At 68.8% G+C, this 15,112-nt stretch carries 10 protein-coding genes; 2 read left to right on the top strand and 8 right to left on the bottom strand.

The features are described from left to right. Nucleotides 1–27 precede the first annotated feature (27 nt). From KIK09_RS51770 to KIK09_RS51740, 7 genes are all read right to left on the bottom strand, one after another. The gene (locus KIK09_RS51770) at nucleotides 28–1,071 is read right to left on the bottom strand and encodes a sulfotransferase family protein (RefSeq protein WP_214326985.1); all 1,044 of its coding nucleotides are present in this window, start codon (nucleotides 1,069–1,071) and stop codon (nucleotides 28–30) included. A 13-nt stretch (nucleotides 1,072–1,084) separates the two neighbouring features. Continuing rightward, nucleotides 1,085–1,852: a CDP-alcohol phosphatidyltransferase family protein gene (locus KIK09_RS51765; RefSeq protein WP_308164803.1), complete on the bottom strand. Its 768-nt coding sequence runs from the start codon at nucleotides 1,850–1,852 to the stop codon at nucleotides 1,085–1,087. A gap of 25 nt (nucleotides 1,853–1,877) precedes the next feature. Further along, nucleotides 1,878–2,921, bottom strand: a complete 1,044-nt coding sequence (locus tag KIK09_RS51760) for a sulfotransferase family protein (RefSeq protein ID WP_214326983.1) — start codon at nucleotides 2,919–2,921, stop codon at nucleotides 1,878–1,880. Nucleotides 2,922–3,039: 118 nt separating this feature from the next. Further along, nucleotides 3,040–4,182 (bottom strand): phosphonoacetaldehyde reductase, encoded by a 1,143-nt coding sequence (locus KIK09_RS51755; protein ID WP_214326982.1) that lies wholly within the window; start codon nucleotides 4,180–4,182, stop codon nucleotides 3,040–3,042. Next, nucleotides 4,179–5,300 carry a phosphonopyruvate decarboxylase gene (aepY, locus tag KIK09_RS51750; RefSeq protein WP_214326981.1) on the bottom strand — a complete coding sequence of 374 codons (1,122 nt, stop codon included), beginning with the start codon at nucleotides 5,298–5,300 and terminating at the stop codon, nucleotides 4,179–4,181. Before aepY ends, KIK09_RS51755 begins: the two co-directional genes overlap by 4 nt. A 2-nt stretch (nucleotides 5,301–5,302) precedes the next feature. Then, on the bottom strand, nucleotides 5,303–6,577 hold the full coding sequence (gene aepX / locus KIK09_RS51745) for a phosphoenolpyruvate mutase (protein WP_214326980.1): 1,275 nt from the start codon (nucleotides 6,575–6,577) through the stop codon (nucleotides 5,303–5,305). Between the two features lie 50 nt (nucleotides 6,578–6,627). Next, complete coding sequence (locus KIK09_RS51740; RefSeq protein ID WP_214326979.1) at nucleotides 6,628–8,637, bottom strand: tetratricopeptide repeat protein; 2,010 nt, start codon at nucleotides 8,635–8,637, stop codon at nucleotides 6,628–6,630. A 340-nt stretch (nucleotides 8,638–8,977) separates the two neighbouring features. On the opposite strand from KIK09_RS51740, the gene KIK09_RS51735 reads away from it, so the two are divergent. Continuing rightward, a complete protein-coding gene (locus tag KIK09_RS51735; RefSeq protein WP_214326978.1) occupies nucleotides 8,978–10,921 on the top strand; it encodes a tetratricopeptide repeat protein in 1,944 nt (647 codons plus the stop codon). 48 nt (nucleotides 10,922–10,969) lie between these two features. On the opposite strand, the gene KIK09_RS51730 is transcribed toward KIK09_RS51735, so the two are convergent. Next, nucleotides 10,970–14,377: a CDP-glycerol glycerophosphotransferase family protein gene (locus KIK09_RS51730; RefSeq protein WP_214326977.1), complete on the bottom strand. Its 3,408-nt coding sequence runs from the start codon at nucleotides 14,375–14,377 to the stop codon at nucleotides 10,970–10,972. Nucleotides 14,378–14,433: 56 nt separating this feature from the next. On the opposite strand from KIK09_RS51730, the gene KIK09_RS51725 reads away from it, so the two are divergent. Continuing rightward, nucleotides 14,434–15,090, top strand: coding sequence for a polysaccharide deacetylase family protein (locus KIK09_RS51725; protein ID WP_214326976.1), 657 nt, complete (start codon nucleotides 14,434–14,436; stop codon nucleotides 15,088–15,090). Nucleotides 15,091–15,112: the final 22 nt, after the last annotated feature.

Here is a 15,112-nt window from a genome sequence, read left to right as displayed (position 1 = left end):
ACGCCCCCGCGGCCCGGCTCGACCGCCTCACGCGCTGAGCCGCTCCAGCGAGGCCGTGCGCTGGCGCGGCACGCCCGCCAGCGCCTGCTGGCCCGAGGTGAGCCTGGCGGCCAGCGGGCCCGGCTCGCGCAGCCGCTCGACGCGGTCTCGCATGGCCTTGCGCACCTGGCCGGCCCTGCGCTTGTGCGCGGTGCGCTGGTAGGTGACCAGGTGGTCCATGCGGACCCGCGGAGCACCGGTGAGCTCGTAGCCCAGCGACCGGAGCCGGTCGCCGAGCACGTGCTCGCAGAGCGCGATCTCCCACTCCTCAAGCCGGGACGCCCAGCTGCCCACGCGGGAACGGGTGACGTCGCCGTGGGTGTTGCGGTGCCAGACCTTGCGCGCGGGCAGCGCCACACCGGCCGCCTGGCGCGGTGAGATCATCGCCGGCTCGAACTCCTCCTCCAGGAAGTGGCAGAGCCTGGCCAGCTCCGTCGCCGGGTCGGCAGTGAGCTCCTCGTAGCGCAGCTCATAGTAGGTGCCGTCCGGCATCGACTCGCGCAGCCTGACCCCGGCGTCGATCGACTCGGCCCAGGTGGCGACCGCGTGGTAGGAGTCCAGCGAGTACCAGGGCATCTCCTTCAGCGAGGCCACGCAGTCGCGGCCGTCCCTGATCAGGTGGACGAACTGGGCGTCGGGGAAGAGCCGGAGCAGCATGTCGACCTGCTTGACGTAGCTGGGACGCTTGTCGCCCCAGCGCGGCGCGCAGAACCGGTCGGCGTACATGCGGAACGCGGTGCCGATCACCGAGCCCAGGGTGCCGGGGCCCTGGACGGCCTGCCGTACGAACTCCTGCTTGTCGATCTTGAGCTCGCGGAACTTGGTGCTCATGTCGGTGGCGATCCAACGGGCCAGCGCCTCGCGCGCGGCCGGCTCGCGCAGGTCGCCGAAGGATCGCCGCCGCTCGTAGGCGGGCACCAGGAACCTCGTCTCCGGCGGCACCGCCATGCGCGGGTGCGAGTGCAGCATGAGCTGCAGCATCGTGGTCCCTGAGCGCGGGCAGCCGATGACGAACACTGGCCGGTCAGACATTCCATCCCCCGAATCAGACGAGAACGTGCTCGCGGTGCTTCTGGACGAGCGCGCTGTGCCTGCGCGTGAAGACCCAGAGCCGGTAGATCACGTAGATCTCGTTGGCGAGCAGCAGGACGCTGGCCACGGTCGAGACCGGCACCAGCGCGGGCACGCCGATCAGCGGCGCGACGACGAACACCGAGGCGTGGAACTCGATCCCGCTGAACAGGTGCGCCCGCACCCGGTGCCGGGCCAGGTACCTGTTGAGCCGCTTCATGAAGCTCGACCGCGACGCCCCCGGCGACCGCGGCGCGGGCACCATGTCGCCCACGGCCGCCTTGGCCTCCCTGATCACCTCGCGCACGCGCTTCATCTGCGGCGCGTTCACATAGCGGAACAGATCCATGACGGCTATCGCCGAGCCGACCACGATGTAGGTGATGTCGCCCGTGGCCACGTACTGGCCGTAGGCCAGGCCCGCGGCGCAGAACACCACCCGGATCCGGTCGCCCATGTAGTCCAGCCAGAGGCCGAAGGGCGTCCCCGTGCCCTTCAGCCTGGCGATCTTCCCGTCCACGCAGTCGATCATGAAGCTCAGGTAGAACAGGAGCGCCCCCGCGGCAAGCTCCTGTACTGCCAGGCAGGCCGCGCTCGCGAGACCGAGCGCCAGCGAGATCACCGTGAGCGCGTTGGGCGTCAACCGGGTCCGGTTGGCCACCACGAGCGCGACCGGACAGGCGATCGGATCGACCAGGTAGACCGTCCACCACGCGTCGCGGGTCTTCCGCGTCTCGTGCACGTCAGCCAGCGTGTACCGGGTCACCTCAGCCCACCCACACCTCGGCGGACTTGCCGCGCAGCGGCGAAAGCCCGGCGGCGGCCCGCTGACCGTCGGTCAGCAGTGCGGGCACGGGACCCGGCTCGCGCAGCCGGTTGAGCCGGTCGTTCATGAGCTTGCTGCGCCGGTTCTTCGAGCGCTTGCGCAGCGTGGCGCGGAAGGCGGCCAGGTGCTGCGCGGCCGCCTGGGGCGCGCCGGTGAGCTCGTAGCCGCGATCCTTGAGCCGGTCACCGAGGGCGCTCTCGCACAGCGAGATCTCCCAAGGCTGCAGCCTGGTGGTCCAGGTGCCCACGCGGGACCGGGTGACCTCGCCGTGGGTGTTGGTGTGCCACACCTTGTGCTTGGGGACCGCGACCTTCGCCGCCTCCTCCGGTGAGACCGAGGCCGGGTCGAAGTCCTCGCCGAGGAAGTGGCACAGCTTCTTCATCTCGGTCGCCGGGTCGTCGGTCAGGTGCTCGTAGTACAGCTCGTAGTAGGTGTCCGCGGACAGCGACCTGCGCAGTTCCGCACCGGCGTCCATGGCCTCGGCCCAGGCGGAGACGGCGTGGAAGGTGTCCAGGTTGTACCAGGGCATCTCCTTCAGCGAGGCCACACAGTCGCGGCCGTCCCTGATCAGGTGGATGAACTGGGCGTCGGGAAACAGCCTGCGCAGGATGTGCGTCTTGCGTACGTAGCTGGGACGCTTGTCGCCCCAGCGGCTCTTGTCGAACCGGTCGGCGTACATCCGGAACGCGGTCCCGATCACGGATCCGAGAGAGGCAGGGCTCTGCGTGGCCTGCCGTACGAACTCGGCGCGGTCGAGGCCAAGCTCCCTGAACTTGGTGGTCTTGTCGTCGGCGATCCACTCGGCGAGCGACTCGCGGTTGCGCGGGTCGCGCATGTCCCCGAACCTGCGGCGCTTGTAGTAGGCCGGTTCGAGGAACCTGGTCTCCGGCGCCACCGCGATCCGCGGGTGCGAGTGCAGCATGAGCTGCAGCATCGTGGTACCGGAACGCGGACAGCCGATGACGAACAAGGGCCGATCGTTCATGTGGTTCTACCCCCGTGGCTGGTGCCTAGAAATTAAGAATGGCCACCCTGGGTGCTTCAGCGACCACTGTCTGCTACCCCTAGAGCATGTCCATGCCGCTTCTTGACCCAGCTGTGTGTTAGAAGGCGCGGCGCATGAGGTCCGTGAGTTCCTCAGTGGTGAACCGGACCGGATTGTTGCCCATTCGCTGCGCGTTTACCGCCGAGGCGATTCGCCCCAGTTGGTCGGGTGTCTCGACGCCGATCTCGGCCAGCCGCATCGGCAGTCCGAGCCGGCCGCCCAGCTCCGTCCAGCGCCGTCCGGCCTGGACGGGGCTGGTGGCCCCGAGCGCGTCGAGAATCGCGGACAGTGCCGCGGTGTGCGTGCCCATCGTCACTCCCGGCTGGAGACGCCCCTCGTCCGCCTCGCCGTGGGTGCCGATGAACGCGCCGAGCGTGAGGGCCACCGCGTGCCCGTGGCTCACGTCGTATCTCTTGGTGATCGCATAGGACAGGGCATGGGCCGCCGTGGTCTTGGAGATGTCGATGGCCCGGCCCGCCAGATGGCTGCCGACGGTCATGGCCCGCGCGGATCCCGCCGCGGGCGCGCGGACGAAGTCCTCGATGGCGGGCATGAGCACCCGCAGTGCCCGCCGGGCGTAGCGGCGGCTCTCATCGGTGGCGCCGGCCGCCCACAGGCTCTCGACGGCCTGCGCGACCGCGTCGAGCCCCGAGGCGGCCCGCTGGTAGGCGGTGCCGCTCAGGGTGAGGTCCGGGTCGAGCAGCACGGCGTCGGGGCGCATGGCCTGGCCGCCCACCGAGTACTTCTCCGAGCCGAGGTAGACGACCGCGAAGTGCGTCGCCTCGCTGCCCGAACCACTGGTGGTGGGCGCGAGCACGAGCCGGCAGTCCCGCACGGGCGCCGGCAGGCCCGCGCGGATGGCGTGGGCGAGCTTGTCGCCGTCCGTGACGCCGGGGAAGGCGCACAGCAGCTTGGCCATGTCCAGCGTGGACCCGCCCCCGACGCCCACGATGACGTCGGGGTCCAGGTCGGCCGCGATGGCCAGCCCCTCGACCAGGTCCGCCGCGTCGGTGTTGGGGCGGAACCCGCTCCACCTGCGGACCTGGGCGACCTGGGTGAGCGTGGCGAGCACGCCGACGGCGCCGGACGCCTCGAAGGAGCCCGCGCCGCACACCAGCAGGACCCGCCGCCCACCCCACGACCGCACGAGCTCGGGGAGCCGATGGATGGCTCCGGAGCCGTAGCGGACGGCGCCGCTCACCCCCGCCCACCTCGCAGGGCGGCCATGAACGCCTGCTTGTTCTGCTCGGGGGTCCTGGTCGGCCTGCCCAGATCGGGCCGGTTGCCCGGCCGGACCCGCAGCTCGAGCAGCGCCGGGCCGCCCGACTCGCGCAGGCCGGAGACCAGGTCCGGTATCTCCTCCACGTCGTCGGTGGACACGGCCTGCCGGTATCCCAGCGCCATGGCCGCGGCCACCACGTCGACCCTGCCGATCGAGGTCGGCTGGCCGCCGACGCTGTCGTGGACCCCGTTGTTGAACACCACGTGGAAGTAGTGGCCCGGCGCCTGGTCGGCGATCACCGCGAGGCTGCCCAGGTGCATCAGCAGCGCCCCGTCCCCGTCGAAGCACCACACCTCGCGCTCGGGGGCGCTCATGGCCACTCCCAGGGCGATCGAGGAGGCGTGCCCCATGCCGCCCACGGTCAGGAAGTCCTGGCCGTGGCCGCCCTGCCGCTCGCGGTACTCGAACAGCTCCCGGCTGAGCATGCCCGTGGTGGACACGATGGCCGCCTCGCGGCCGACCGCCGCGGCCAGCGCCGTCAGGGCCTCCTCGCGGGAGGCGAGCGTGCCGCGGTCCTGGGTGGCCGGCCGTACGGCCTTGGTGAAGGTGTCCTTCTCCACCAGCAGGACGTACGGGCCGTCGCAGGCCAGCGCCTCCTTGAGGATCTGGGAGGCCTCGGCGGGGTCCTTGGGCAGTACGGCCCACGGCACCTGGATGGAGTCGAGCAGGCCTGCCATGACCCTGCCCTGCTTGACGTGCTGGGGCTCGTCCTTGACACCGGGCTGACCGCGCCAGCCGACCAGGACGACCATGGGGACGCGGTACACGTCGGGGTCGGCCAGTGACAGCAGCGGGTTGACCAGGTTGCCGAAGCCGGAGTTCTGCAGGTAGACCAGCGCCGGGGTGGCCGTGCGCAGGTGGTGGCCGATCGCGATGCCCACCGCGGCGCCCTCGTTGGCAGCGATCACGTGCTGCCCGCGGCCGACCTCACGGTCGAGCGTCGTGCACAGCTCCTTGAGCAGGCTGTCGGGCACGCCGGTGAACAGGGACACGCCCTGCTCGCGGCAGGTCTGGACGAACCAGGAGGGATCGAGCATCGTCAGTTCTCCGGAATGATCGACAGGGTCTCCTTGACCGAGGCGAGCAGCGGCTCGGCTTCCAGCGCCCTGCCATGCTCCAGGATGGTGTGGGCGACCTTGGTCATCTGCGGGTAGGCGCCGCGGAGCAGGTGGTTGGCGTAGATGACCATGTTGACGCCGTGGTCGACCAGCTCGGCCTCGGTGACCTGCGGATAGCTGGTCGGCACGACCACGAGCGGCACCCGCTTGGGCAGCTTGTCGAAGAAGCGGCAGAACTCGAAGATCTCGTCCGGCTCGCTGTTGCGGCTGTGGATCATGATGCCGTCGGCGCCGGCGTCGATGTAGGTCTCCGCCCGCATCACCGCGTCGTCCATGCCCTTGTCGAGGATGAGGCTCTCGATGCGGGCGATCACCATGAAGTCGTCGGTGATCTGCGCCTGCTTGCCGATCCTGATCCGCTGTGCGAAGTCGGCCGGCTCGGACTGCGTCTGGACCACGTCGGTGCCGAAGAGCGAGTTGCGCTTCAGCCCCTCCTTGTCCTCGATGATGACCGCGGAGACGCCGAGCCGCTCAAGCGAGCGGACAGTGAAGCCGAAGTGCTCCGGCTTGCCGCCGGTGTCGCCGTCGAAGACCAGCGGCTTGGTGGTCACCTCGAACAGCTCGTTGACGGTCTGCAGCCTGGAGGAGATGTCCACCGCCTCGATGTCCGGCTTGCCACGGAAGGTGGAGTCGGTCAGCGAGGAGGACCACATGCCGTCGAACTCGCGCATCCCGCCGTCGGCGGCCACGCTCGCGTGCTCGACGATCAGCCCGCTGAGCCCGCTGTGCACCTCCAGGATGCGCACCAGGTCCTTGCTGTCCAGCAGCCTGCGCAGCCGCGACAGCCGCACGTCGGGGGTGGTGCCGATCTGCTTGATCGATCCGTGCAGCTGGGTGGAGGAGATGCCCTGGGTGTAGGGGACCTCGATCAGCCGGCCGCCCCAGCTCGCCAGCGCGTCGATGACCCGCCGGCGGGTCTCCTTCTGTACGCCGCTGCGCCAGTCGTCGCCGTGGACGACGAAGTCGGGCCTGAGCGCCTGGAGGTTGGGCACGTAGTCGAGCGTCTCCTGGGCCACCACGCGGGTCACGCCCTTGAGGTTCTCGACGACGGCGCGGCGCTGGTCGTAGGTCATGTGCGGCAGGCGCTTGTAGCTGGCGATCGCCGCGTCGGTGAGCAGGCCGACGGTGACCTCGCCGAGCTCGGCCGCCTTCTGCAAAATGTTGATGTGTCCCGGATGGATGAGGTCCGCGCTCATCCCGACGTATACCGTCGTTTCTTGCTCCATATTTCCCCCCAGATTGATGGTCAGTCGTTGACGAAGCCGGTTTCCGCGGGCTGCTGAATTCCCACGAAACGGCCGGCTCCGGGGAATTCCCGGGCCACCGCCTCAGCCTCTCGCGCGAATTCGGCCAGTTCCGCCGGACGTAGCCAGGAACGGCGCATGTACTTCACGTCCTCCGGCTTTCTGTAGTAGCGGAATCCGGGCTGCGGGGTGCGCCACGTCTCCCCGTAGTTCTCCACCAGGAACGCCTCCACGTCGTTCGGCACGTAAACCTGGTGACCCAGGAATTCCGTTTGCCGTACCGGCTCGAAATCCGCCCGTGTCAGCCGGTGCCTGATGAACCCCCAGGCCGACCCGTCGCGGAACCAGATCGGGTTCACGTCGAGCCAGATGCCGTGCATCCGGACCTTGAAGAGCCGGCCGCCCGCGGCGGTGCCGATGTCGCAGCCGGCGCGCAGCAGCGTGAGGGCGTCCCGTCGCAGCTCGGCCTTGAGCCGTGCCGGTTTCCTGGAGTTGGCCAGGTAGGCGACGTCGAAGTCGTCGTCGCCCGCGATGAACGCGCCGTCGCGATGGCAGCCGAGCAGCGTGCCGTACAGCAGGAAGAGCTGCTTGCCGAGCAGTTCCTCCAGCATGTCGCGCAGCTCGCCGTAGGCCTTGACGTAGACCAGCTGGCGGTCGTTGAGCTCGGCTTCAGGAAGGGCGAGTGTGCCCTTCTTGTTCAGGCGCCTGCCCTCGGCCAGCAGCCCGTCGAGCCGTCCCGCGCCACCGGGGTTGGTCAGGACGAGCGCGCGGGCGCCGCCCCCGGCCACCAGATGGCGGCCTCCGGCGAGCATGGTCAGCGAGGCCGACTCCGGGAAGTCCGCCAGCGCGGAGTGCGTGATCTCGTAGGAGAAGCCCGGCCGCCAGTTGCGTGTGTTGACCTCGATCTTCCTGACCCGCGTGCCGTCGACGTGGAGTTCCACCTCGTCGCCGGTGTCGGGGAGCAGGAAGCCGTGCAGGCGCAGCCCGGTGGCGGTGACGAGGGCCTCGAAGTAGCCGGCAGGTGCCGCCTGGGTGGTCTCGCCCCCTGGCGTGACCGAGCGCAGCAGTCTCGGGTCGTCGCCGGCCTCGGAAACGTACCGTTCCCTGAAGCGCCAGTCGGACTCGACGGTGTTGCGCCAGGCCCGCTTCACGGTGGCCAGCTCGTCCAGTGCCTGCCGGTAGGCGCGGGCCGCCTCCCCGTTCTGGCCGAAGCGTTCGTACAGGCGGCCGAGCCGGTAGGAGATGCGCGGGCTGCCCGCCTTCTCCTGCGCCGCCGCCTCGAGCGCGGCGACCGCCTCCGCGAACAGGCCCGGATCGGCCTGCGTGGCTACCGTCTCGACCCCCAGCCCCGACGCTTGTGCGGCGATCGCCTCCACGTGCAACCCCTGGTCGGGCCGGATGACGGCCGCGGGCGAGGTGACACAGCGGAACGGCACGCGGTACCGCAGGACCAGGGAGCGGGCCAGCTGAAGGAGGACCTCGCTGTCCGGGTCCTGGATCCGGCGTAGTGTCTCGGCCGCCGACTGCCAGTCGCCCACCTTGTCGTAGGCGTCGGCCAGCCGGCGCACCAGCCTGGGGTCGTCCCCGAAGGCCGCCTGCCCGCGCAGGTAGACGGCTATCGCGGCGAACGGGTCGTCGCCGGACTCGAGCACCTGCCCCAGCGCCAGATGCAGCCGCGGGCTGGTGGGCTTGAGCGAGATGAGCGCCTCGTAGCACTCGACGGCCTCGGCCCACTTGGCCTGCCGTACCCGCAGTTTGGCCAGCCTGGTCAGCCACGGATAGCTGTCCGGCCGCAGGGCGACGGCCGCCGCGTAGGCGGACTCCGCCTCGGGCAGCCGCCCCTGACGCAGCAGGATCCGGCCGAGCCTGAGGTGGCACGCGGCGTCCTCGGGCCGCAGGAGTGTCGCCCTGCGGTAGAAGAGCTCCGCCTCCTGGTAGCGCCCGCGCTGTTCGGCCAGGCGGCCGAGCCGCATGCGCAGCGCGGCCTCGTCGGCTCCGAATCCCGCCCGCACACGGCATATCCACCCATACCCATGCCGCCGGACGAGAGGACCGAGGCCCCGTCCGATATCGCGGCGAATCCGGCCGATGCGAAATCGCGGCAACGCGTCCCCCTCCCGATCGATTGCCACGTAAACGTAGGAGTGGTCGACTCGACCGGCCATTGACTCGACCGGAGCTTTACCAATGATCACCCGCCAGTTGTCTGGGCGATATCCACTCATAAGCCGACCAGTCCAGCTATTTTCCCTTCGTTCTTGACGGCAATAATCGCGGCAAATCCAAGAGCCCACCAAGGGATGTGGTTAGTGTTTGCCCAAGTCAGAACTGCCGAATCCGAGGGTGAACCTAGTGAAAGTCCTCAATCCCAAAGCGCTTGTCAACACCATTTCCAAACGCGGCCGGCGAACGCGCCGCGCGCTGACCGCACGGCGACGCGCGACGGAGGCCAGGCGCAACCCCGAGGACGCACGGCGATGGGCCAAACTCGGGCGGGCGCTCGAACGGAGGAAGGACTGGCAGGCCGCCGGTGAGGCCTACTCCGCCGCGCTGCGGCTCCGTCCCGACTCGGCCGTCTACCACGGCAAGTTGGCGCGGGTCGCCAAGGTCCAGGGCGCCTGGCAGGACGTCATCGCCCACCTCCGCCGCGCCCTGGAGCTCCAACCGGGCAAGTACGTGTGGGTGCGCGCCCTGGGCCGCTGCCTCGCACAGGGCGGCGAACTGGCCGAGGCGATCGACATCCACGATCTCGACCGGCTCGAGGTCTCCCTGGCACGGGCCAAGGATCGGACGCGCGTACTCAAGGTGATCGCCAAGGTGGCCGAGTCACTGGGCCAGTGGCAGCGTGCCTCCGAGGCGCTCCAGGAGATGATCGACGGGGCGCCGCACGAGCACGAATGGCGCTACCGGCTGGCGCACAGCCTCGAAAGGCTCTACTCGGTACCGTTCACCTTCGGCGCCGACGGAGTGGTGAGCGTCAACCACGCGCCCGAGGCCGCCTTCGACCGGGCTGTCACGCACTTCTCTTACCTGGTCGAGCACCACCCTCGGCGGGTGCACGCCGTACACCGGCTGGGCGGGCTGCACGAGGCGCACGGCGACCTGGAGGCGGCGGCGGAGGCCTATCGGCTGGCCGTGCAACGCCTTGAGGAGATCGACGCCACCTGGACCCACATGGCGCTGCAGAACTGGCGCTTCCGCCTCGCCTACGTGACCCGCCAGTCCGACGACGTCCGGATCGGGCGAACGGTCACTCCCGACCTGGATACGGTCGCCCCGCCCACGACGACGCGCGGCGGCTTCTTCGAGGCACACATCACCGCCACGGGCCTGCGCATCTCCGGCTACCTGGCCCCGGGGACCAGGGAGAGCGTCGCCATCCACGTCGGCGGTCGCGTGCTCAAGCGGATCACCGTCGACGCCGGGCCCTGGCTGCCCACCTTCTCCTACGAGCTCACCCATGACGTGATGGGCCAGTTCGACGAGCGGACCGAGCTGGAGCTGACCGTGGAGGGGCGGCACCTTGTCACCACCGCCAACGCCACCACCGTGCGAGTTCACGTGCCGGGCGGCAACGGCAAGCTGCCCGAACTCCTGGCGGAGGGGCGGGTGCCGACCAAGTGGGGCGGCTGGCCGCCCAGCGAGAGCGAGCAGGTGGCGCGCCTGCTCGTCTACGTCCGCGCCAAGGAGATCCTTGAGCGACACTTCGGCAAGCACCTGTTCCTGTTCTACGGCACGCTGCTCGGCCACCACCGCGACCAGGGCTTCATCCCCGGGGACGACGACTTCGACTGCGCCTACCTCGCCGACTCGACCCGCCCGAAGGATCTGAAGGTCGAGTTGCAGGAGACCTCGCTGCGGCTGATGGAGCTCGGGCTCGACATCTGCTTCGCCGGCAACGGCCGCATGATCAAGGTGGGGCTCAACGGGATGTGGATCGATGTCATCCCCGTGTGGTTCCACCGCGGCAGGGCCTGGTCATTCGACGCCCACGAGCTGCGGAAAGAGGACTTCGAGCCCGTGGTGCCCGCGACCTTCATGGACCGCGAGGTCTACGTGCCCCGCGACACGGAGGCGTTCCTGGTGGACAACTACGGGCCGGGCTGGCGGACACCCAGGTCAGACTTCCGCTACTACCAGGACAAGAACGACAGGAAGCTGCTGGCCACGACCTGGCTGACGCCGAGCGAGGTGAGGGAGTTCGCCGAGCGGGCCGAGCGGGTGCGTGCGGGCAGCCCGTCCGCGGGCCGGTTCGCGGGTCTGGAGCTCCCTGGCGGCGAGCCGGGATTCCGCTAGCACACACGACTTCGGCCTGTCCGCCCATGTGACGGACAGGCCTGGAAGTCACTTGGCGAAAAGGCGGGCCGCGAGCCTCGCGGTGGCCTGGCCGTCGTCCTTTCCGAACGCGGCGTAGCGGGCGCTGTACTCGAGCTTGACCGCGTCGAGGTCCGAAAGCGCGTCGACGATCTCTTCCGTGGTCCGCAGCACGGGACCCGGCGGGTCGAAGTCGCGCTCCTCATCGAGGTCGTAGGCGTAGAACAGCACCGGGCGCGCGGTGTTGAGGAAGGTCGCGGCGACCGACGAGTAGTCGGTGACGAGCACGTCCGCCGCGGCGAGCAGCCGGTTGACGTCCGGGTAGTTCGCGACGTCGACGACGAAGTCGTCGTTCATCCCGAGCAGGTCGTCTATGGCCTCAGGATGCCGCCGCACCAGGAGCACGTACTCCTCGCGCAGGGCGTCGGTGAACTTGGCGGGTTCCAGACGCAGGGCGAACCTGTACCGACCCGAGCCGTAATGCTCGTAGGGCCTGCGGGTCGGCGCGTAGAGCAGGATGTGCTTGCCCGCGGGGATGTTCAGCTCCCGCCGGACGGCCGCGGCGATCTCCGCCAGGTCCCCGTTGACCAGCAGGTCGCTTTCCGGGCGGCCGATCGTGGGGTCGTCCCCGGTGTGCGTCACCGTCTGGCCCTTGCGACGGACGAACCAGTCCGGCAGATCGACATCGGTCACGATGTGGCGGCTCGTGGCCAGGGCCTCGTACCACCCCCGGCTCATCAGCTCGACGCTGCGGACCCCCTCGGGCAGGGGGGCCTGCCCGTCGCTGGTCACCCAGACGTGCTCGACCGCGTGCTCGCCCGCCGAGAGCAGCTCGTACAGTGCCCGTGGCGCGCCGGAGTACTTCTTCCCGCCGAAGCTGCTGTAGAGGATCGCCTCGCGCAGCGGCCGATCCCGAAGGCGGGGATAGCGAACCTCTCGCAGGATGCGCTGGTTGAACGCGCCCCGCTCGTCGTCGCCGAGGCGGGGCAGGACCTGAAGCACCAACCGGTCCAGGCTCAGGGCGGCGACGTGGAAGCCGTCCCTCGCGCCCAGCTCGGCCAGAGCCTCGCCGGCATGGGGGAAGTCCACATCGCCGTAGTCTCGGGTCCGCAGGACGAAGCGCCACGTCCCCGGCCGGAGCGGGAGCACGGTCCCGGCCACCGGAACACGCGTCGGATCGAGCCGAGCGCTCCAGGTGCCGTCGGGCCCGGCCTCGATCGGCACGAGCCGCTCTTCCCGCCGCCTGTTGTGCCGGACCACCAGCCCGTACGGTCGCCCGCCCGAACCCGAGATCTCCAGGGTCCCGCCGGCTCCCCAGCGGACGCGTTCCATAGTCGGCAGAGCCGGGCGAAGCGTGGCCGTCGCCTTTCCGCTGTGATCGACGGCGATGTCCAGCCGCTGACCGTCAGCGAACAGGCTGACCGTTCCCATCCGAAAATCTGCCGGGAGGCTACGGTCCGCCTGACCGGGGAGGACGACGTTGAAGTACAGGCGATTCTGAGCGGCGGACACCGGAGCCGGCGTCGCGGGCCCCACCTCTGCCAGCACCTGGGACATCGGCAGCCGAGCCGTGAAAGTGGCGAAGCCCTTCGGACCGCGCGCGGTCGCCAGCGGCACGGACACCTCGGCCACCTGGGATATCCTGCGCAACTGCAGTCGAGCGCCATCGGTCGGCTTTCCGCGCAGGAGTCCGGACAGGACCACGTCTCCGCCGTCGGCCCGGCAGCCGGTCAACATCGCCTCGGTCTTCTTGACCCGCAGGATGAGGGCGCCGTCCTCGATGATCGGAATGATCCGGACGTCGGCGTCCACGTCGATGGGACGCAGGTCTCGCGCGATCAGGATCGAACCGGCAGCGAGCGGGCCCTTGCACAGCCCGCGTGGGGTCATCGCCGTCATGGTCAACCGCCAGATGCCGTAGAGCCAGCGACCGTTCTTCTTCAGCATCCCGAGGTCGAGCCGGGCGTCGTATCCGGCGTAGCCGGCACTCCACTCCGCATGCTCGGGCTGCGACGCCGCTGCCTGCGGGCTGGGGGTGGCCTGGAACGGCACGCGGTGCTTCGTGCCGGACTTGTCGTGGGTCGCCCAGATGGCGCGGTTCGCGGCCGTGAGCCGACCTTCGGCGGGCAGTCCGGCCAGGTGGCCGAACCCGATGATCCGCACCTGGTCGCCGTCGAGCTCCACACTGCTCACGGCGCCGTGCACGTCGCCCTGCTCGCCGGGAGGCCGGAAATGTGCGCGCAGAATCGACGGCCTGCCCCTGTCAGGAGCGGGGGGTACCGCCGCCTGAAGGTCTTCCATCAGCCCTGACAGATCACCCCGCTTGGTGAGCAGGATCCGCTGACGCAGCTCCGGCGGAAGGCCGTCGATCACCTCCTCAGGAGCACGCTCCAGGTAGTCGGCGGCCCTGTCCATGAACTGTCCACGCACCTCCGGCGAGGTCGCGGCCAGATACCTGTACATGATGACGAACTTGTGGCCGATGTCCTCGGCGTAGAAAAGGCCGAGCAGGTCCGGCCGTTCCCGGCTCAGGAAGTCGATCGAGAGGAGTGAGGTCTCGATCCGGTCGGTGAAGAAATGCGCCTCCGTGTTCTGCTGACTGATGGACCGCCCGGTACCCACCTCGCGCATCCGCCAGTAACAGGTCGGAATCCTGACCACGTCCACGGAATGGGCGAGCGCATGCGCCCGGACGCTTACCGGACCGTCTTCGAACGTGAGCCCGTCCGGAAACTCCAGACCTGCCGCATCCCAGAAGCGGCGCCGATAGAATTTGTTCCCGGCGAGAAAGTCGCGCATGAGCGCGGGGGTTTTCTCCACGGTCGTGCTGAGGATGCTCTTCGCGTGTGAATCGCTCTGCATGGGCACGTCGAAAGTGCCCCTGCTGTCGAGTCGGACGACCCGGCCCGACAGGAAATCCGAGCCGGTCTGCTCCAGCGTTCGAATCACGGATCTGAATGCGTAGTGCGGGCTGATGTCATCGGAGTCGAAAAACGTCAGGTAATCGCCCGTCGCGTGACGGATCCCGACGTTGCGCGCCTTGCTCAGGCCACCGTTCTCCTGGCTTATCAGGAGAAAACGCTCATCCCTGGCGGCGAACTCCTTCGCGATCAGGGCGCTGCCGTCTGTCGACCCGTCGTCGACCATGACCACTTCGAGGTTGGTGTGGGTCTGCGAGGCCAGGGACTCGAGCGCCACCCGCAAATAGCGCTCAACATTGTAAATCGGAACAATTGCCGACACTAGCGGCATACGCTTGTCCGTGACTTCCATAGAGAAGCATGTTAGCCAGCTTGATGACTCCATGACTAAGCAACACTCGATGCGTTTACCTTGGCCTGGACAATCACCCACCTTCCCACCATCCGTGGCCTCCGTAAGAATACCGACAAAGCTTTGCGATACCTGGAGAACGGAGCAACCAGACTTGCTGCCCACCCCGCCGTACTGTGACCAGTGTGTTGATAAAGAACTTGCTAGCGATTTCGCTGGCGATGAGCACACAAGTCGCATTCGCGGCCGTCCCCGCCCCGGCCTCGGCTGCCGTCAACTGCCGCCACATCAAGTGCCTGGCGCTCACCTTCGACGACGGGCCCGGGCCTTATACCAGCAAGCTGCTCGACATCCTCAAGAAGCGGGACGTAAAAGCCACCTTCTTTCTCGAGGGCCAGCATGTCGTGACATATGCGGATGTCGCCCGGCGGGAGCATTCCGAGGGCCACGCGATCGGGAACCACTCCTACACGCACCCTCACCTGCCGACCCTGTCCGACGCGAAGATCATCGAAGAGCTGATGACCACGCAGGACGCCATCGAGAAGGCCATCGGGATACGCCCGAAGCTCTACCGCCCGCCGTACGGGGACACCGACAAGCGGGTGCTGGGCCTGGCCGGTCAGCAAGGCCTGGCGGAGATCCTGTGGTCGCGCTCCTCGCAGGACTGGAAGACGCGCGACGCCACGAAGATCATCCGCGAGGTGATGCGGGACGCCAAGCGCAACGGCGTGATCCTGATGCACGACGTGTATCCGGAGACGATCGAGGCCATGCCGTACATCCTCAGGATGCTCCATCGGCGCGGCTTCCACCTGGTCACGCTGCCGGCCTTGTTCGGCGACAGGCAGCCACAGGCCGGCACGAGCTACCCGTAGGTCGGGTAGCGTGTCCCGAGCC

The sequence above is a fragment of the Nonomuraea sediminis genome (assembly GCF_018531495.1).
In the GTDB taxonomy this organism is placed as follows: domain Bacteria; phylum Actinomycetota; class Actinomycetes; order Streptosporangiales; family Streptosporangiaceae; genus Nonomuraea; species Nonomuraea sediminis.
The sequence above is the reverse complement of the archived record's forward strand: the minus strand, read 5'-3'. Positions and strand labels throughout refer to the sequence as shown.

Bases quoted from the DNA above. Each gene is read 5' to 3' on its own strand.
- aepY (WP_214326981.1), bottom strand. From the start codon at position 5,300: ATGCTCGATCCCTCCTGGTTCGTCCAGACCTGCCGCGAGCAGGGCGTG.
- aepX (WP_214326980.1), bottom strand. From the start codon at position 6,577: ATGAGCGCGGACCTCATCCATCCGGGACACATCAACATTTTGCAGAAG.
- KIK09_RS51770 (WP_214326985.1), bottom strand. From the start codon at position 1,071: ATGTCTGACCGGCCAGTGTTCGTCATCGGCTGCCCGCGCTCAGGGACC.
- KIK09_RS51725 (WP_214326976.1), top strand. From the start codon at position 14,434: ATGAGCACACAAGTCGCATTCGCGGCCGTCCCCGCCCCGGCCTCGGCT.
- KIK09_RS51760 (WP_214326983.1), bottom strand. From the start codon at position 2,921: ATGAACGATCGGCCCTTGTTCGTCATCGGCTGTCCGCGTTCCGGTACC.